Source organism: Pseudomonas sp. (assembly GCF_035277045.1).
Classification (GTDB): Bacteria; Pseudomonadota; Gammaproteobacteria; order Pseudomonadales; family Pseudomonadaceae; genus Aquipseudomonas.
The window spans coordinates 30,328-48,092 of record NZ_DATELE010000033.1 but is presented as its reverse complement, the minus strand read 5'-3'; the positions used below and the strand labels follow the sequence as shown (position 1 = coordinate 48,092).

Here is a 17,765-nt window from a genome sequence, read left to right as displayed (position 1 = left end):
TGATGAGCGACGCCACTCCGATGTCCCCTGCCGAGTTCGAGCAGGCCTTGCGCGCCAAGGGCGCGTACTACCACATCCATCACCCCTACCATGTGGCGATGTACCAGGGCCGTGCCACCCGCGAGCAGATCCAGGGTTGGGTGGCCAACCGCTTCTACTACCAGGTCAACATCCCGATGAAGGATGCGGCGATCCTGGCCAACTGTCCCGACCGCGAAGTGCGCCGCGAGTGGATCCAGCGCCTGCTCGACCATGACGGCGCCCCGGGCGAGGACGGTGGCATCGAGGCCTGGCTGCGCCTGGGCCAGGCCGTGGGCCTCGACCCGGATCAGCTACGCTCGCAAGAGCTGGTGCTGCCCGGCGTGCGCTTCGCCGTCGACGCCTACGTCAACTTCGCCCGCCGCGCCAGCTGGCAGGAGGCGGCCAGCAGCTCGCTGACCGAGCTGTTCGCCCCGCAGATCCACCAGTCGCGCCTGGACAGCTGGCCGCAGCACTACCCCTGGATCGACCCGGCCGGCTACGAGTACTTCCGCACCCGTCTGGGCCAGGCGCGGCGTGATGTCGAGCACGGCCTGGCGATCACCCTGCAGCACTACACCACGCGTGACGGCCAGGAGCGCATGCTCGAGATCCTGCAGTTCAAGCTGGATATCCTCTGGAGCATGCTCGATGCCATGAGCATGGCCTACGAGCTGAACCGTCCGCCCTACCACAGCGTCACGCCCGAGCGGGTCTGGCACAAGGGGATTGCCTTATGAGTTTCGACCGTCAACAGGTGCCGAGCTGGCGCCCTGGCTACCGTTTCCAGTACGAACCGGCGCAGAAAGGCCATGTGCTGCTGTACCCCGAGGGCATGATCAAGCTCAATGAAAGCGCAGCCTTGATCGGCGGCCTCATCGATGGGCAGCGCAGTGTCGCGGCCATCATCGCCGAGCTCGCGCAGCAGTTTTCCGACGTGCCCGAGATCGGCGGCGACATCGAGCAGTTCATGGAGGTGGCCCGTGCCGAACACTGGATCGTCCTCGCCTGAGGTGCCCGCCAAGCCGCCGGTCGGCTTGCCGCTGTGGCTGCTGGCCGAGCTGACCTACCGCTGCCCGCTGCAGTGCCCGTACTGCTCCAACCCTCTGGATTTCGCTGCCCAGGGCAAGGAGCTGACGACCGAGCAATGGTTCAAGGTCATGGCCGAGGCACGCGAGATGGGCGCGGCGCAGCTGGGCTTTTCCGGCGGCGAGCCGCTGGTGCGCCAGGACCTCGCCGAACTGATCGGTGAGGGCCGCCGGCTGGGCTACTACACCAACCTGATCACCTCCGGCATCGGCCTCACCGAGCAGAAGATCGCCGCGTTCAAAAAAGCCGGGCTGGACCATATCCAGATCAGCTTCCAGGCCAGCGACGAGCAGGTCAACAACCTGCTGGCCGGCTCGAAGAAGGCCTTCGCGCAGAAGCTGGAGATGGCCCGCGCGGTCAAGGCCCACGGCTATCCGATGGTGCTCAACTTCGTCACCCACCGGCACAACATCGACAAGATCGACCGCATCATCGAGCTGTGTGTTGCCCTCGAGGCGGATTTCGTCGAGCTCGCCACCTGCCAGTTCTATGGCTGGGCGCACCTGAACCGCGCCGGCCTGCTGCCAACCCGCGCGCAACTGGAGCGCGCCGAGCGCATCACCAACGAGTACCGTGAAAAGCTCAAGGCCGCGGGCAACCCGTGCAAGCTGATCTTCGTCACCCCGGACTACTACGAAGAACGCCCCAAGGGCTGCATGAATGGCTGGGGCAGCGTGTTTCTCACCGTCACGCCCGACGGCACCGCCCTGCCGTGCCACGGTGCCCGCCAGCTGCCGGTGGAGTTTCCCAACGTGCGCGAGCACAGCATGCAGCACATCTGGTACGACTCGTTCGGCTTCAACCGTTTCCGTGGCTACGACTGGATGCCCGAGCCCTGCCGCTCGTGCGACGAAAAGGAAAAGGACTTCGGCGGCTGCCGCTGCCAGGCCTTCATGCTCACAGGCGACGCCAGCAAGGCGGACCCGGTGTGCGCCAAGTCAGCCGACCACGGCATCATTCTCAAGGCGCGCGAGGAGGCCGAGCATGCCCACCTCGCCATCGAAGAGCTGACCTTCCGAAATGACCGAAACTCACGCGTCATCGTCCGCGGCTGAAACCTTCAGCGCCGCCCAGGCCGTCGCGGCCAGTACCGACTTCGCCGAACTCAAGGTCGGGGAAACCGGCGTGTTCTGGAACGAATTCCGTCCTGCCGACGGCGCCTGCCGTATCTGGCACTGGCATCGGCAACAGCCGCGCTGCCTGACTCCCGATGGTTTCAGCGTGCGCAGCCGTGTGTACGAATACGGCGGCGGCAGCTTCTGCCTGGGCGGTGACGGCGTGGTCTTCGTCAACGAAGCTGACCAGCAGCTCTATACCCAGGACCTCCACGGCAGCCTGCCACGTCCGCTGACCCAGGGCGAGGCGCGCTACGGCGACTTGCTGTGGCATGAAGGCCAGGTCCTGGCAGTCGAGGAAACCCACGCCGAACATGGTGTGGAACACCGTCTTGTGGCCGTCGGCGCCGACACGCGCGTGGTGCTGGCCGAAGGCGCCGATTTCTATGCCTCGCCGACGCTCAGCGACGACGGCCGCCGTCTGGCCTGGATCGAGTGGGACCGGCCAGCGCAGCCTTGGACCGTCACCCGGCTGCTGTGCCGCGAACGCGGCGCAGACGGCGGCTGGGGACCGGTGCGCTGCATCGCTGGGGACGGCGACAAGGAGCAATCCTTGCAACAGCCACGTTTCGACAGCGAGGGCAGGCTGTACTGCCTGTCGGACCGCAATGGCTTCTGGCAGCCCTGGGGCGAAATCGACGGGCAGTGGCGAGCCCTGCCAGCTGCCAAGGCTGACCATGCCGCCGCGCCCTGGCAGCTGGGCGCCAGCACCTGGATGCCCTACAGCAGCCGTGAGTACATGGCCAGCTGGTTCGAAGACGGTCTTGGCCTGCTCGGCTTGCACCACGCAGACGGCAGCGTGCAACGTTACGCGGTCGACTACACGCGCTTTCGCAGCCTGGCGGAGGACGATGAGCATTACTATGCGATCGCCGCCTCGCCCGTGCGGCCGCCGGCTGTCATCGCCATCGCGCATACAAGTCACAAGGTAACCGTGCTCGCCGGCGGCAGTCTGGTCTTGCCCACCGAACGCATCAGCCGCCCGCTGCCAATCCGCTATCCCAGTGGCGACGGCATTGCCCATGGTTTCTTTTACCTGTCGAAGAAAGGTGAAATACCCTCACCCCTGGTGGTGTTCATTCACGGGGGCCCCACCTCGGCTTGCTATCCGGTTCTGGATCCGCGCATCCAGTACTGGACCCAGCGCGGCTTCGCGGTGGCCGACCTCAACTACCGCGGCAGCACCGGCTATGGCCGCGCCTACCGTCAGGCCCTGCACCTGCGCTGGGGCGAGGTCGACGTCGAGGATGCATGCGCGGTGGTGGATTACCTTGCCGGACAAGGCCTGATCGATCCTGGCAAGGCGTTTATCCGGGGCGGCAGCGCGGGTGGCTATACCACGCTCTGTGCCCTGGCCTTCCAGGATGTGTTCCGTGCAGGCGCCAGTCTCTACGGGGTCAGCGACCCAGTGGCCCTGGCCCGCGCCACGCACAAGTTCGAAGGGGACTACCTCGACTGGCTGATCGGCGATCCCGCGCGTGACGCCGAGCGTTACCGCCAGCGTACGCCCCTGCTGCATGCCGCCCGCATCACGGCGCCGGTGATCTTCTTCCAGGGGGAGCTCGACGCCGTCGTGGTGCCCGAGCAGACCCGGAGCATGCTCGAAGCGCTGAAGGCCAATGGCATCGAGGCCGAGGGGCATTTCTACGCTGGCGAACGGCATGGGTTCAGGAAGGCTGAAAACCTGGCCCATGCGCTGGAAGAAGAGTGGCGGTTCTATTGCCGGGTGTTGGCCGGCTGACCTAGCGTTTGGCGATGATATAGACCGCGTGCACGATGCCTGGGATGTAGCCGAGCAAGGTCAGGAGGATGTTCAGCCAGAAGGCGCCCGCGAAGCCCACCTGCAGAAACACGCCCAATGGGGGCAGGAGGATGGCGATGATGATGCGGATGAAGTCCATGACAAAGGCTCCTGAAGATGAGTAGTGATAATGACTGCCAAGGGAGATGAGAGGTTCCCCGAGGGGGCGGGAGGGATGTTTGCACGCCGCCGCTCCCCCGGCACGGAGGCTAGAGTGTGGTCGGGCCCTGTGGAAGCGGGCTAGCCGGGGCGCCGGACCGCCCGCGATGCGCCGCGCGGGCGGCGCTCGGTTTGTGCGGCGCTGCAGCCCTCAAGCTAGCCAGATCCAATGCTCAACCCCATCCCCCAAAAAAAACGCCCCGGGCCAAACACTACAGGCCAGGGGCGATGCGCAGAAACGCGAGACGGTTCTGTAGAAATCTGGAGTGCCTTATCTCACGCCGGCACCACCCGGCGTTTCTGCTGCTGGCCATGCAGCCGGGCAAACGCCCGCGCCAAGCGCAGCAGCATCTCGTCGATCACGCCCCTGCTGACGGTCAGCGCGGGCGACAAGCGCACCACGTCAGGCTGCGGGGCGTTAAGCAGCAATCCTTCCTCGAGCGCGGCCTGGACCAGCGCCTGGGCGATGTCGTCACGCATCTGCATGCCCCAGAGCAACCCCTTCCCGCGCACTTCGCCCTGGCCATAACGGGCCGCCAGGCGGGCCAGGCCATCGCGCATATGGCGGCCGCTGTCCTGAACCTGCTCAAGGAAACCGGGCTCGAGCACGGCCTCCAGCACGGCAAGGCCCGCAACACTCATCAGCGCATTGCCATGGTGGCTGCCTTCGAGCTCGCCGGGCCCGGCGCAGCAGGCGGTGCCACGCGCCAGCAGCGCCGCCAGTGGCACGCCGCCACCGAGGCCCTTGCCTAGGGTGATGATGTCGGCGCGCACGCCATAGGTCTGCTCGGCCAGCAGTGCGCCACACCGGCCCACACCCGTCTGCACCTCGTCGAGGATCAGCAGGATGCCCAGCTCACGGCACAGCCGCTCGACCCCCAGCAGGTAGTCCCGCGTGGCCGGAATGACGCCGGCCTCGCCCTGGACAGGCTCGAGCATGATCGCCACGGTGCGCGAGTCGACCGCCGCGTGCAGCGCTTCGAGGTCGTTGAACGGCACCTTGCTGAAGCCTGGCAGGCCGGGTTCGCAGCGGTTGCAGGGCAAGGGGTCCGACGCCGACAAGGCGCCCAGGCTACGCCCATGGCAGCCCTGGCTGGCGGTGATGATGTGATACGCACCGCCACGGTGGAGCTGGCCCCACTTGCGCGCCAGCTTGATTGCCCCTTCGCAGGCCTCGGCGCCGCTGTTGAGCAGGTAGGCCTGGTCGCTGCCCGTGCTCTGGCACAAGCGGTTGACCAGCGTCAGCAAGCCGCGGCTGTGAAACCCGGCGCCTGGGTTGATCAGCGCCTGCGCCTGCCCGCTCAACGCCTCGACCAGAACGCTGGGGCTATGCCCCAGGCTGTTGACCGCGCAGCCCTGGGTGAAGTCCAGGTAGACCTGGCCTTCGCTGTCCCACAACCATGAACCCTGGCCACGCACAAACACCTGCGCGGCGCGCTCGGTGCCGGGCATCAGGCAATCCTTGGACAGCGGCAAGGCCTCGGGGACAGCCACGGGCTTGCGCTCGGCAACAGCAGGCGTCTGCCGGCGCAGGTTGAACAGGTTCATGCAGGCTCCAACGAATCACGCTATCAGGCGCCAAGGCCCTGGTCATGCGCCAGGAAATACAGCCAACCGGCTCTAAACCGGTTTTTTGCCTTGCCTATCTAAAATCCATTGCTGGACGACGCCCGGATCGTCTGTGCGAGTCCTGTCAGGCGCCGTAAACCGGGATAGACTAGGCCTCTGACAGGCCTCGGGGCCATTCGGTTTTTCCAGCTTTTTCGATAAGTGTTGCTTATGGATTTCCGCCAACTGCGTTATTTCGTCGCGGTGTATGAAGAAGGGCATGTGGGACGGGCGGCCGAGCGCCTCTCGTTGTCCCAGCCAGCACTGTCGCAACAGATCCGCCAGCTCGAGCATAGCCTGGACGTCAGCCTGTTCGAGCGGAGCAACAAACGCCTGCTGCCGACCCTGGCCGCGCACACGCTGTACAACCACGCCCTTCCCCTGCTCGACGGCCTGCAGCGGGCCCGCGAAGCCCTGGGCAACTTCAAGGGCCAGTCGCTGCGGACCTTGGCCATCGGTGTGCTGCAGACCGTTCGCCCAAGCCTAGTGCCCAGGCTGCTCGAACGGGTGCGCAAGGCGCAGCCGCACCTTGTGGTGCAGATCTACGAGCTTTCGGGTATCGAGATCGAGCGGCGCCTGCTCAACGGCAGCCTGGACATCGGCATCAGCTACCTGCCGCCGCGCCAGCCTGGATTGCATGGGCTGCTGCTGTACGAGGACGAGTTGCAGCTGGTCATTCCTAACACCCATCCCTTGAAGGAATTCAAGAAAGTCTCGATCAGGCAAGCCGCCGAACTGCCCTTGCTGATGCTCGGCGAGGAGTTCCAGATCCGCCAGATCTGGCAGGCACAGCTGGCCGCGCTGGGCCGTCGGCCGCAGGTGCAGGCGGAAATGAACAACATGGGTGGGATTCTCGACAGCCTGGCGCACACGTCGCTGGCGACGATCTTGCCTGGGCGCGCGAAGGAAGCGGCCGAGGACGATCAGGAGTTGCTGTGGAAGCCGCTGAGCGAGCCAAGGGTGCCGCTCAAGGTGGGCCTGGTGTTTCGTGACGCACAGCGTCAGCAGACCTCGGTGGAATTGCTTCGCACTCTGCTTGAGGAAGAGTCCGACACCCGCTCTCTCAACGTCCTACCGCTGGACGCGCTGGGCAGCTAAAACACGCGCAAACAGAAAACCCCGCCGAAGCGGGGTTTCCCAGACTGTTTCCCTGACATCCTTATCGCCCACCATCCTGGTGGGAATCCTACAATCCTTGTCCTGTCCTTGCGCGTCCTGCGCTACGTCCATGTGAGAAAGATTACCTGTGGATCCAATCTGAAGATAGGGGCGAAATGTCACCACGTCGTGTAGGAAAAAGCTTACACGGCACCCAATCCACTCAGAACTGCCCCTCATCCAGCAGGTACAGCGACTCGCTACCGGCTTTCACCGAAGCTGCCAGGGAATGAATGCGCGGCAGCAGGCGGGCGAAATAGAAGCGCGCAGTGCCGAGCTTGGCGGTGTAGAAGTCGTCGGTGCCTTGGCGCGGCAGCGCGGCCCGGGCCATCAGCGCCCACATGTAGGCATAGGCGGTATAGCCGAACGCATGCAGGTACTCCACCGAAGCGGCGCCGATCTCGTTGGGGTTGGCCTTGGCGCGGTCCAGGACCCAGGCGGTCAGGTCGTCAAGCTGGTCGAGCGCGGCCCCCAGGGGGCGGACGAACTCGCCCAGGGCGCTATCACTGCTGGCGATGAACTGGCGGATCTCATCGGCGAACAGCTGATACAACGCCCCGCCACTGCCGACCACCTTGCGGCCCATCAGGTCGAGGGCCTGGATACCGTTGGTGCCTTCGTAGATCTGGGTGATGCGCACATCACGCACCAGTTGCTCCTGGCCCCACTCGCGGATGTAGCCGTGCCCACCGAAGACCTGCTGGCCATGCACCGTGGCTTCCAGGCCGACATCGGTAAGGAAGGCCTTGGCCACGGGCGTCAGCAGGGCGACCAGGTCTTCACCACGCTTGCGTTCGGTCGGGTCCTCGCTGTATTTGGCGGTGTCCAGCTGCAGCGCCACGTAGCTTGAGAACGCGCGTCCGCCCTCGTTCAGCGCCTTCATGGTCAGCAGCATGCGGCGTACGTCGGGGTGGACGATGATCGGGTCGGCCGCCTTGTCCTTTGCCTGTGCGCCGGTCGGCGCGCGGCTTTGCAGGCGGTCGCGGGCGTAGGCGACAGCGTTCTGGTACGAGCGCTCGCCCGACGCCAGGCCCTGGATGCCCACGCCCAGACGCTCGTAGTTCATCATGGTGAACATGGCCGCCAGGCCCTTGTTCGCCTCGCCGACCAGGTAGCCCACCGCGCCGTCGAAGTTCATCACGCAAGTGGCCGAGGCCTGGATGCCCATCTTGTGTTCGATCGAACCGCAGTAGGCCGCGTTGCGCTCACCCAGGCTGCCATCGGCATTCACCAGGAACTTGGGCACCAGCAACAGCGAGATGCCTTTGGGCCCCGCCGGCGCATCGGGCAGCTTGGCGAGCACCAGGTGAATGATGTTCTCGGTCAGGTCGTGCTCCCCGCCGGTGATGAAGATCTTGGTGCCAGTGACCTTGTAGCTGCCGTCCGCCTGAGGCTCCGCACGGGTACGGATGATGCCCAGGTCGGTCCCGGCGTGGGGTTCGGTCAGGCACATCGAGCCGGCCCAGGTGCCCGCGTACAGGGTGGGCAGGTACGCTTGTTTGAGCGCCTCGCTGGCATGGGCGTTGATTGACAGGCAGGCGCCGGCAGTGAGCATCGGGTACAGGCCGAATGACAGGCTGGAAGCGTTGACCATCTCTTCCACCTGGGCGGAAATCACCTTGGGCATGCCCATGCCGCCGTAGGACGGATCGCCACCCACGCCGACCCAGCCGCCTTCGGCGTAAGTCTTGTAGGCCTCGACGAAGCCCGCTGGCGTGCGCACCGTGCCGTTGTCCCAATGGCAGCCTTCTTCGTCAGCCGCCCGGCTCAAGGGTGCGATGCTCTTGCCGGTGACCTTGCCAGCTTCCTCGAGCACGGCCATGGCCGTGTCTTCATCGACCTGTTCGGCCAGGGCAGGCATCTGCGCCCATAGCCGGGCGACCTCGAAGACTTCCGTGAGAACGAAGCGCATATCGCGCAGGGGCGCTTTGTATTCAGCCATGGCTACCTCTCGCTAGTAGGGCGGGAGCGGTCGTGGAGGACCGCGGCACTGTTGGTTCAGGGAGTGTAACTGAACAACTTTTGCGAGACATAGGGTCATCAAGCGACCAAATAGTCAGCCATGGTCACACCGTTCGGACTGCTCCTCTGCGCGCCTGCCGACCCCATGTCATCACGCAATTTCGTCCTGCGGTCTTGGCCCTGTAGAGCGCCTCGTCCGCTGACTTGAGCACTTGTTCGGGATTGCGATGTTCAACTTGCCGCTCGGCGACGCCGATGCTGATGGTCACCGACACCGTGCTCGCGGCAGCGCTTCCTCGTCGCAGGCGACCGGCCTGGTCATCCAGCGGGCGATCCTGGTTGCGCAGATGCATAGCGTAGTTGGCAATTACCTCGCGCACCGCCTCAAGGTGAGGCAAACATTGCTCGGCAGTCTTGCCGGCGAACACCACCGCGAATTCCTCGCCGCCGTAACGATAGGCCCTTCCCCCGCCGGTGATCTTCGACAACTTGGCGGCCACCAGCCGCAGCACCTGGTCACCCACGTCATGGCCATGGGTGTCGTTGAATTTCTTGAAGTGATCGACGTCGCTCATCGCCAGCACATAGTTGCGGCCAAGGCGCTGCATGCGCTCGTTCAGCGCTCGGCGCCCGGGCAGGCCGGTCAGTTCATCGCGGAAGGCCATCTGGTAGGCCTCATGGGCCACCGCCGCGGCGATCATCAGCATCACCTGGCTGCACATGATGTTCAGGGTAAAGGGCAGGATGAACGTCTGGGGCAGCATCCAGAAGATGCCGACAAGCCCGATGAGCTGCGCCGCGTGCAAAGGCCGAGGCGCTCGCAGGTACTGCACCAGCAGCAGGATGAAAACGCCGAGGAACAGCGGGTAGACCAGCTGGATCAGGCTCATCCACTGGCCATGCAGGATCGGCCAGCGAATCTCCGCCAGCCACATCTGCAAGGCATGTGGATAACTCTGCTCCAGCGCCACGGCCACGCCGCCGACGGCGAACAGCACGGCAAAGCGGGCGATCATGTCCTGGAACAGGTGGGTACGCTCCTGCCAGGCGGCGTACAGGCCAAACAGGGCAGGCAGCAGCAGGCACACGAGGTGGAAGATCACCGCGGCATCCGCGCGCACCTGGCCGTAGTCCCGGTAGAAGTCGGTCTGGGTGTCGAGCAGGTAGTAGGCGATGTACACCGTGACCATCAGGAACAACTCGCGCTGACGGCGGTACACCGCGCAGTAGGCGCCGCCAAGCAGCAGCACCAGCGTGGGCAGGACGTTGAACAGGGAAGTGAAGAAGACACTGAGGTCTTTCACATACGCGGCCGCAAGGCCCGACGTCAGCAACAGCAGCGACGGCAGGAAGTGGCTCGGGCGTACAGCGGATAAACGGAACAAGGGAATCTCCAACCCGGCAGACCAATGATGGCATTGTGCCCATAATATGTCGGCCGCGGGTTGGAAATGATGAATGGGAAAACAAGCGCTCCCGGCAGCGCTTACGCCTCAGTAAGACAACCCGAAATGCTCCTCATCCATCGCCATCAGATTTCCCGCGCCCGACAACATCGTCGCCACGTGCGTGCGGGTGCGCGGCAGGATGCGCTGGAAGTAGAAGCGCGCGGTCTGCAGCTTGGCGGTGTAGAACGCCTGCTCGCTGGTGCCGGCAGCCAGTTTTTCGGCGGCCAGGCGGGCAATGTCGGCCCAGAAGTACGCAAGGCACGCGTAACCGGAATACATCAGGTAGTCCACCGACGCGGCCCCAACCTCCTCGCGGTCCTTCATGGCGGCCATGCCCACCTTCATGGTCAGCTCGCCCCATTCCTTGTTCAGCTGGGCCAGCGGCTCGACAAACTCGCGAACGGCTTCATTGCCTTCCTGTGCCTGGCAGAACTTGTGCACTATCCGGGTAAAGCCCTTGAGCGCCTCGCCCTGGGTCATCAATACCTTGCGCCCGAGCAGGTCGAGGGCCTGGATGCCGGTGGTGCCTTCGTACAGCATGGAGATCCGGCTGTCGCGCACGTTCTGCTCCATGCCCCACTCGGCGATGAAGCCGTGGCCGCCGTAGATCTGCACACCGTGGTTGGCGGACTCGAAACCGACTTCGGTCATGAATGCCTTGGCGATCGGGGTCATGAAGGCCAGCAAGGCGTCGGCTTTCTTGCGCGCGTCCTCATCCTGGCTGTACTTGAGGATGTCCACCTGCTTGGCGGTGAAATAGACCATGGCGCGGTTGCCTTCGGCGAACGCCTTCATGGTCAGCAGCATGCGCCGCACATCCGGATGCACGATGATCGGGTCGGCGGCCTTGTCCGGGGCTTTCGGGCCAGTCAGCGAACGCATCTGCAAGCGGTCGCGGGCATATTTCAAGCCACCCTGGAAGGCCACCTCGGCGTGGGCCAGGCCCTGCAGCGCGGTGCCCAGGCGAGCGGTGTTCATGAAGGTGAACATGCAGTTGAGGCCCTTGTTGGCGGGGCCGATCAGGTAACCGGTGGCAGCGTCGAAGTTCATCACGCAGGTGGCGTTGCCGTGGATGCCCATCTTGTGTTCGAGCGAGCCGCAGCTGACGCCGTTGCGCTCGCCCACGCCGCCGTCGGCGGTGGGCAGGAACTTGGGCACGATGAACAGCGAAATACCCTTGGTGCCGGCCGGTGCGTCGGGCAGGCGAGCCAGGACGATATGCACGATGTTGTCGGCCATGTCGTGCTCACCGGCCGAGATGAAGATCTTCGTGCCGCTGACCTTGTAGGACCCGTCCGCCTGAGGTTCGGCCCGGGTGCGCAGCATGCCCAGGTCGGTGCCGCAATGAGGCTCGGTGAGGCACATGGTGCCGGTCCATTCGCCGGTCACCAGTTTGCTCAGGTAGGTGTGCTGCTGCTCGTCGGTGCCATGGGCCGACAGAGTGTTCATCGCGCCATGGGACAAGCCTGGGTACATGCCCCACGACCAGTTCGCCTCCCCCACCATTTCGCTGATCGCCAGGCCCAGCGACTCGGGCAGGCCCTGGCCGCCGTGGCCTGCATCGTGCGCCAGGCTCGGCCAGCCGCCCTCGACGAACTGCTGATAGGCCTGTTTGAAACCGGTTGGCGTCTTCACCCCCGACTCGCTCCAGGTGCAGCCCTCGAGATCACCCACGCGGTTCAGCGGGGCCAGCACCTGCTCACAGAATTTCGCACCTTCTTCAAGGATCGCGTCGACCATGTCGGGCGTGGCGTCCTCGCAACCCGGCAAGCTCTGATAATGCGCTTCGTAGCCGAGCAGCTCGTCGCGCACGAAGCGGATATCTCGCAAGGGGGCTTTGTAATCAGGCATAGCGATGAACCTCAGCTGATGAGTCCGTTTTGGAAGACCATGTGTTCTGGGTCAAACAGTTGTTTGAAACTTACGTTTTGGACAGAGGTAAGTCAACACAGGCAGCAGGGTGTTTGCGCCACAGAAAATGGCGATCACGCCACCAGGTCCTTGTTCCTTTCCACAGGAAAGCCTGCCTTCAGTAAAGCAGCGATGGAGCGCAGGGACGGTTGAAAAGACTAATGGCGTTGTGCCAGTCGATAGACCGGCACTAGTCCAGCAAGTCCAGCTGCAGGTGCGCAGCTACAGCTTCGGCAGTTGCCGGTCGTAACTTCGGCACACGCCCCAGGCATGGGGCGGGGAGGCGCTCGGCGAGGGTGGCGAGGTTTTCTTCCAGGCGCGAGGTACGCGGCTCGATGATATTGGCAACCCAGCCGGCCAGTTGCAGGCCATCACGGGCAATGGCTTCGGCGCTGAGCAAGGCATGGCTGATGCAGCCCAGGCGTACCCCGACCACCAGGATCACGGGCAACCTCAGGGCGATGGCGAGGTCCGAGAGGTTGGCCTGCCCCGACAGCGGCACACGCCAGCCGCCCGCGCCTTCGATCAAGGTAAAGTCGGCGCCTTGGGCGAGCACCTCGCGCATCGGTGCGAGCAGCGCCGGCACGCTCAAGGGCACCCCCGCTTCGCGCGCGGCCAGGTGCGGGGCGATCGCGGGCTCGAAGGCAAAGGGGTTGATCTGTTCGTAGGGCAGTTTCAGCGAACTCTCGGCGATCAGCGCCTGGGCATCGGCATTGCGCAGCCCCTTGCCGGTCAGCGTGCAGCCCGAGGCGACCGGCTTGGCACCGAGCGTGCTCAGCCCGCCAAGCCGCGCGGCATGCAACAGGCCCGCGGCGATCGTGGTCTTGCCTACATCGGTGTCCGTGCCTGCGATGAAGTAACCCCGGCTCATCTCATTTCCCTCCTGCCAATGGCTTGCGCAAGACACCATAGACCACCTGGTAGGTGGCCGGCAGTCCGTGGGGCTGGCGGAAGCCTTCATAGGCCTGCAGCAATGCCTGCATGCGCGCGCGCCCGGTAAGGCCGGTGGGACGCCCGGGATTGAGGTTGTGGGCGCCGAGGGCCTTGAGTTCATGGGTCAGGCCGCGCACGTCCGGGTAATGCAGCACCTGGGCGAGGCGCGTCAGGTCGAGCACCTGCAGGGCGCTGCCGGCGCACAGACGCTGGTACTCCTCGAAACGCCGGAACCGGTTGACATGCACCAGTCCGTCCACCGCCTGCCAGCTGTCGCGCAGCTCCTGCAGCGTCCCCACGCAGAGACTGGTGAAGGCCAGCACGCCCCCGGGGCGCAGCACCCGATGCGCTTCATCGAGCACCGCGCCAAACTGTTCGCACCACTGCACCGCCAGACTGCTGAACACCAGATCGACGCTGGCATCACGCAGCGGCAGGCGCTCGGCGTCGCCGACCACGTGGTAGCGGGCACCACCAGCGCTGCGCGCGTGACGCAGCATGCCCTCGGCAATGTCCACCGCAAGGCCCGTCGCCTGCGCATAGCGCTGGTTCAGCTGGCGGCTGAAATAGCCGGTGCCACTGCCAAGGTCGAGCCAGTCGACCGGGCGCAGGTCGCCAGGCAGCTGCTCAAGCAGCGTCTCGCCCACCGCGCGCTGCAAGGCCGCGACGCTGTCATAGCTGGCGGCGGCACGGGAAAACGAGGCCGCCACCTGGCGCTTGTCGGGCAAGCCGCCGGGAAGCGTCGGCCGGGAAAGATCAGTCATCACCACTCTCATGCAAGAAACCCTTGATACCCGCGGCCAGCTCCTGGGGATACTCCAGCAGGAACGCGTGGGCGCTGTCTTCGACCAGTCCGACCTCCACGTCAGGCAACAGCTCGCTCAGTGCCTGCGCCGCTTCGGCCGGCACCAGGGCGTCGCTGCCGGCGAACAGGTGCAGTTGCGGCCCCGCGTAGCGCTCGAGGGCGGCGCGGGTGTCCAGCTGTTCCAGCACCCGCAGGCCGTTGGCCAGGTAGAGCGGGTCGGTGTCGGGCAGCCCGACGCCAAGCAGGCGCATCAGGCTGCGCGGCATCTGCGCACCCTCGCTGCACAGGCTGCGAAAGCGCTTGAGGGTGACCTGGGGATGGCTGCGGCAACCATCCAGGAATGTCGCGAAGGTGTCGGGCGCCATGCCATGGGGCCAGTCAGGCCGGGCCACGAAGCTCGGGTTGCTGGCAAGCGTCAACAGCCCGCAGCAATGATCGCCGCGGCGCTCGGCGAGCAGGCTCGCCAGCATGCCGCCCAGCGACCACCCCCCCAGCCAGGTATCAGTGGGCAGCGTGCGATGGAGATGGTCCACCCACGCCTCGACGTTCGCTTCGGCCAGCTCCGGCAAGGGCATGAGTTCGATCTGCAGGCGCGGATCCTGGGCACGCAGGCTGGCGGCCAGGGGTTCCAGGGCAGCAGTCCCAAGCCCCCAGCCAGGCAGCAGGACAAGACGGTTACGCATCAGCGGGCTCCAGCAGTGGGTGACACTCGGCCAATGCATTCAACAATAGCTGTACCTGCGCCTCGCTGTGCGCGGCGCTCAAGGTCACCCGCAGCCGCGCGCTGCCTGCAGGCACGGTGGGCGGGCGGATAGCGGTGACCAGCAGGCCACGTTCGCGCAGCATCTGCGACAGGCGCATCGCCCGTGCGCTGTCGCCGATGACGATCGGCTGGATCGGCGTCTGGCTGTCCATCAGCTCAAGGCCCAGCGCCAGCGCACCCTCACGGAACTGACGGATCAGCGCGGCCAGGTGCTCGCGGCGCCAGTGTTCGCGGCGCAGCAGTTCCAGGCTCTTGAGCGTGGCACAGGCCAGCGCCGGCGGCTGGCTGGTGGTGTAGATGTACGGGCGGGCGAACTGCACCAGGGTTTCGATCAGCTCGTCGCTGCCCGCCACGAAGGCGCCCGCGGTGCCACAAGCCTTGCCCAGCGTGCCGATCAGCACCGGCACCTGATCGATGCCCAGGCCGAAATGTTCGACGATGCCGCCGCCATTGCGCCCCAGGGTGCCCAGGCCATGGGCATCGTCCACCATCAGCCAGGCGTCGCGCGCCTGGGCGGTTGCGGCCAGCGCCGGCAGGTCGGCCAGGTCGCCGTCCATGCTGAACACACCGTCGGTGACCACCAGGGTATTGCCCACCGCCTTGTCCAGGCGGCTTGCGAGGCTTTCGGCGTCGTTATGCAGGTAGCGGCTGAAACGCGCGCCGCTGAGCAGGCCGCCATCGAGCAGCGAGGCATGGTTGAGGCGGTCCTGCAGCACCGTGTCACCCTGCCCCACCAGCGCCGTCAGGGCGCCAAGGTTGGCCATGTAGCCGGTGGAGAACAGCAAGGCTCGCGGCCGCCCCGTGAGCTCGGCGAGCGCCTCTTCGAGTTGATGATGGGGCGTGCTGTGGCCGATCACCAGGTGCGAGGCGCCGCCACCGACACCCCAGCGCTCGGCGCCGGCGCGCCAGGCCGCGATCACCTCGGGGTGATTGGCCAGGCCCAGGTAATCGTTGCTGCAAAATGCCAGCAGCGGCTGGCCGTCGACCACCACTTCAGGTCCCTGCGGGCTCTGCAGCAGTGGCCGTTGCCGGTACAGGTCAGCGGCGCGCCGCTCGGCCAGCCGGGCCGTCAGGTCGAACGCCATGCTCACGCCGACGCGGCGTTGTAGAACAGCTCGCTGCTGCGTTGTTCGACCACCGCCTGCTCGATGGCGGCCTGGTGGACCTCATCGGCATGCTCTTCGCCCGCTTCGGGCTGAATGCCCAGGCGCTTGAACAGCTGCATGTCCTTGTCGGCCTGCGGGTTGGCGGTGGTCAGCAGTTTCTCGCCGTAGAAGATCGAGTTGGCGCCCGCCATGAAGGCCAGCGCCTGCATCTGCTCGTTCATGGCCTCGCGGCCGGCCGAAAGGCGCACGTGCGACATGGGCATCAGGATACGGGCGACCGCCAGCATGCGGATGAAGTCGAACGGGTCGACCTCCTCGGCGTTTTCCAGCGGCGTGCCGGCCACCTTGACCAGCATGTTGATTGGCACCGATTCCGGGTGCTCTGGCAGGTTCGCCAGCTGGATCAGCAGGCCGGCGCGGTCGTCCAGCGACTCGCCCATGCCCAGGATCCCGCCCGAGCAGATCTTCATCCCGGCGTCACGCACGTAGGCCAGGGTCTGCAGGCGCTCGCCGTAGGTGCGGGTGGTGATGATGCTGCCGTAGAACTCCGGCGAGGTGTCCAGGTTGTGGTTGTAGTAGTCCAGCCCGGCCTCGGCCAGGGCCTCGGTCTGCTCGCGGTCCAGCTTGCCCAGGGTCATGCAGGTTTCCAGCCCAAGGGCCTTCACGCCCTGGACCATCTGCAGCACGTAGGGCATGTCCTTGGCCGACGGATGCTTCCAGGCCGCGCCCATGCAGAAACGCGTCGAGCCGATCGCCTTGGCGCGGGCCGCTTCTTCGAGGACCTTCTGCACTTCCATCAGCTTCTGTTTTTCCAGCCCGGTGTTGTAGTGGCCGGACTGCGGACAGTACTTGCAGTCTTCGGGGCAGGCGCCGGTCTTGATCGACAGCAGGGTCGACACTTGCACGCGGTTAGGATCGAAGTGGGCGCGGTGCACGGATTGCGCCTGGAACAGCAGGTCGTTGAAAGGCTGCTGGAACAGCGCCTTGACCTCGTGCAGGGACCAGTCGTGACGTGTTGTTGCAGTTGTGCTGGCGCTCATCGGCGTTTCCTTGTCTAGGCTCTGTCGGGCGCAAGGAAGGACAAGCCCGCCAGCGCATCACGGATAGGTCGCATAGTCGAGGAAGCATCATGCACTGTCAACCATGGTTGAAAGCACTGGTTTACAAGTGTACGAAAAGTAATCAGGCATGTTTATTGTGTGATGCGCCAACCGACCAGCCCTACCCGCTGTGTACCTGTTGCGAACTGGAACTGCCCTGGCTGGATGAACAATGCCGGATCTGCGCCCTGCCGCTGCCGATGCGCGACCTGACCTGCGGCCAGTGCCGTCGCCGGCGCCCTGCCTTCAAGCGGGTCGAGGCGCTCTGGCACTATGGTTTTCCGGTCGATGCGCTAATCACCCGCTTCAAGCACAACCGCCAGTGGCCGCTGGGCCGCCTTCTCTCGGAACTGCAAGGCAACGGCCTGGAGCACCGCTTCGAGCAGGGCCTGCCACGCCCCGACCGGCTATTGCCGGTGCCCATGGCCTGCGGGCGACTGCGCCAGCGCGGTTTCAACCAGGCGGCGATGCTGGCCCGCTGGCTGAGCGCTCAGCTGCGCATTCCCTGCGACGAGCAGTTGCTTCAGCGCCCGCGTGAGACGCCCGCGCAGCAGGTGCTCGGCGCCAAGGCCCGGCAACGCAACCTGCGCGAGGCATTCGAACTGGCCCACGGCGAGCCGCTCGACGGCCTGCACCTGGCGCTGGTCGACGACGTTATGACCACCGGCGCCACGGCCCAGGCCCTGGCCAGCCTGCTGCGCCAGGCAGGTGCGCGGCGGGTCGACGTGTATTGCCTGGCGCGCACCGCCAAGCCGGACAAGGCTTGACTTGCCCACAGGCCGGCGGCAC

The 17,765-nt window shown here is 65.4% G+C and carries 16 protein-coding genes; 6 read left to right on the top strand and 10 right to left on the bottom strand.

The window, feature by feature from the left end:
- The first annotated feature begins 2 nt into the window (after positions 1 to 2).
- From pqqC to VJS90_RS01625, 4 genes are read left to right on the top strand one after another with little or no spacing between them, the layout of a single operon-like run.
- Complete coding sequence (gene pqqC, locus VJS90_RS01640) at positions 3 to 758, top strand: pyrroloquinoline-quinone synthase PqqC (protein WP_324118429.1); 756 nt, start codon at positions 3 to 5, stop codon at positions 756 to 758.
- Positions 755 to 1,030 carry a pyrroloquinoline quinone biosynthesis peptide chaperone PqqD gene (gene pqqD, locus VJS90_RS01635; protein WP_324118427.1) on the top strand — a complete coding sequence of 92 codons (276 nt, stop codon included), beginning with the start codon at positions 755 to 757 and terminating at the stop codon, positions 1,028 to 1,030. The genes pqqC and pqqD overlap by 4 nt, the downstream gene beginning before the upstream one ends.
- Entirely contained in the window at positions 1,002 to 2,162 is a 1,161-nt protein-coding gene (pqqE, locus tag VJS90_RS01630) for a pyrroloquinoline quinone biosynthesis protein PqqE (protein ID WP_324118425.1), read from the top strand. Before pqqD ends, pqqE begins: the two co-directional genes overlap by 29 nt.
- Positions 2,128 to 3,963, top strand: a complete 1,836-nt coding sequence (locus VJS90_RS01625; protein WP_324118423.1) for a S9 family peptidase — start codon at positions 2,128 to 2,130, stop codon at positions 3,961 to 3,963. Before pqqE ends, VJS90_RS01625 begins: the two co-directional genes overlap by 35 nt.
- Before the next feature lies 1 nt (position 3,964).
- On the opposite strand, the gene VJS90_RS01620 is transcribed toward VJS90_RS01625, so the two are convergent.
- Both VJS90_RS01620 and VJS90_RS01615 read right to left on the bottom strand, forming a co-directional pair.
- Positions 3,965 to 4,123 (bottom strand): YqaE/Pmp3 family membrane protein, encoded by a 159-nt coding sequence (locus tag VJS90_RS01620; RefSeq protein ID WP_033727371.1) that lies wholly within the window; start codon positions 4,121 to 4,123, stop codon positions 3,965 to 3,967.
- Between the two features lie 335 nt (positions 4,124 to 4,458).
- Positions 4,459 to 5,730: an aspartate aminotransferase family protein gene (locus VJS90_RS01615; protein ID WP_324118420.1), complete on the bottom strand. Its 1,272-nt coding sequence runs from the start codon at positions 5,728 to 5,730 to the stop codon at positions 4,459 to 4,461.
- A 231-nt stretch (positions 5,731 to 5,961) separates the two neighbouring features.
- Between VJS90_RS01615 and VJS90_RS01610 the strand changes: the two genes are divergently transcribed.
- Positions 5,962 to 6,888, top strand: a complete 927-nt coding sequence (locus tag VJS90_RS01610; RefSeq protein ID WP_324118418.1) for a LysR family transcriptional regulator — start codon at positions 5,962 to 5,964, stop codon at positions 6,886 to 6,888.
- Between the two features lie 223 nt (positions 6,889 to 7,111).
- Here the strand turns inward: VJS90_RS01610 and VJS90_RS01605 are convergent, their stop codons facing one another.
- From VJS90_RS01605 to bioB, 8 genes are all read right to left on the bottom strand, one after another.
- Positions 7,112 to 8,890, bottom strand: coding sequence for an acyl-CoA dehydrogenase C-terminal domain-containing protein (locus VJS90_RS01605; RefSeq protein ID WP_324118416.1), 1,779 nt, complete (start codon positions 8,888 to 8,890; stop codon positions 7,112 to 7,114).
- A 124-nt stretch (positions 8,891 to 9,014) separates the two neighbouring features.
- A complete protein-coding gene (locus VJS90_RS01600; RefSeq protein WP_324118414.1) occupies positions 9,015 to 10,295 on the bottom strand; it encodes a GGDEF domain-containing protein in 1,281 nt (426 codons plus the stop codon).
- A gap of 108 nt (positions 10,296 to 10,403) precedes the next feature.
- Positions 10,404 to 12,209, bottom strand: coding sequence for a phenylacyl-CoA dehydrogenase (locus VJS90_RS01595; RefSeq protein WP_324118411.1), 1,806 nt, complete (start codon positions 12,207 to 12,209; stop codon positions 10,404 to 10,406).
- Positions 12,210 to 12,459: 250 nt separating this feature from the next.
- A complete protein-coding gene (bioD, locus tag VJS90_RS01590; protein ID WP_324118409.1) occupies positions 12,460 to 13,140 on the bottom strand; it encodes a dethiobiotin synthase in 681 nt (226 codons plus the stop codon).
- A gap of 1 nt (position 13,141) precedes the next feature.
- Positions 13,142 to 13,966, bottom strand: a complete 825-nt coding sequence (gene bioC, locus VJS90_RS01585) for a malonyl-ACP O-methyltransferase BioC (RefSeq protein ID WP_324118406.1) — start codon at positions 13,964 to 13,966, stop codon at positions 13,142 to 13,144.
- Positions 13,959 to 14,690: an alpha/beta fold hydrolase gene (locus VJS90_RS01580; protein WP_324118404.1), complete on the bottom strand. Its 732-nt coding sequence runs from the start codon at positions 14,688 to 14,690 to the stop codon at positions 13,959 to 13,961. Before VJS90_RS01580 ends, bioC begins: the two co-directional genes overlap by 8 nt.
- Positions 14,683 to 15,855 (bottom strand): 8-amino-7-oxononanoate synthase, encoded by a 1,173-nt coding sequence (gene bioF / locus VJS90_RS01575; RefSeq protein ID WP_324118402.1) that lies wholly within the window; start codon positions 15,853 to 15,855, stop codon positions 14,683 to 14,685. Before bioF ends, VJS90_RS01580 begins: the two co-directional genes overlap by 8 nt.
- 2 nt (positions 15,856 to 15,857) lie before the next feature.
- Complete coding sequence (bioB, locus tag VJS90_RS01570) at positions 15,858 to 16,916, bottom strand: biotin synthase BioB (RefSeq protein WP_324118400.1); 1,059 nt, start codon at positions 16,914 to 16,916, stop codon at positions 15,858 to 15,860.
- Positions 16,917 to 17,005: 89 nt separating this feature from the next.
- On the opposite strand from bioB, the gene VJS90_RS01565 reads away from it, so the two are divergent.
- Positions 17,006 to 17,743 (top strand): ComF family protein, encoded by a 738-nt coding sequence (locus VJS90_RS01565; protein ID WP_324118398.1) that lies wholly within the window; start codon positions 17,006 to 17,008, stop codon positions 17,741 to 17,743.
- Positions 17,744 to 17,765: the final 22 nt, after the last annotated feature.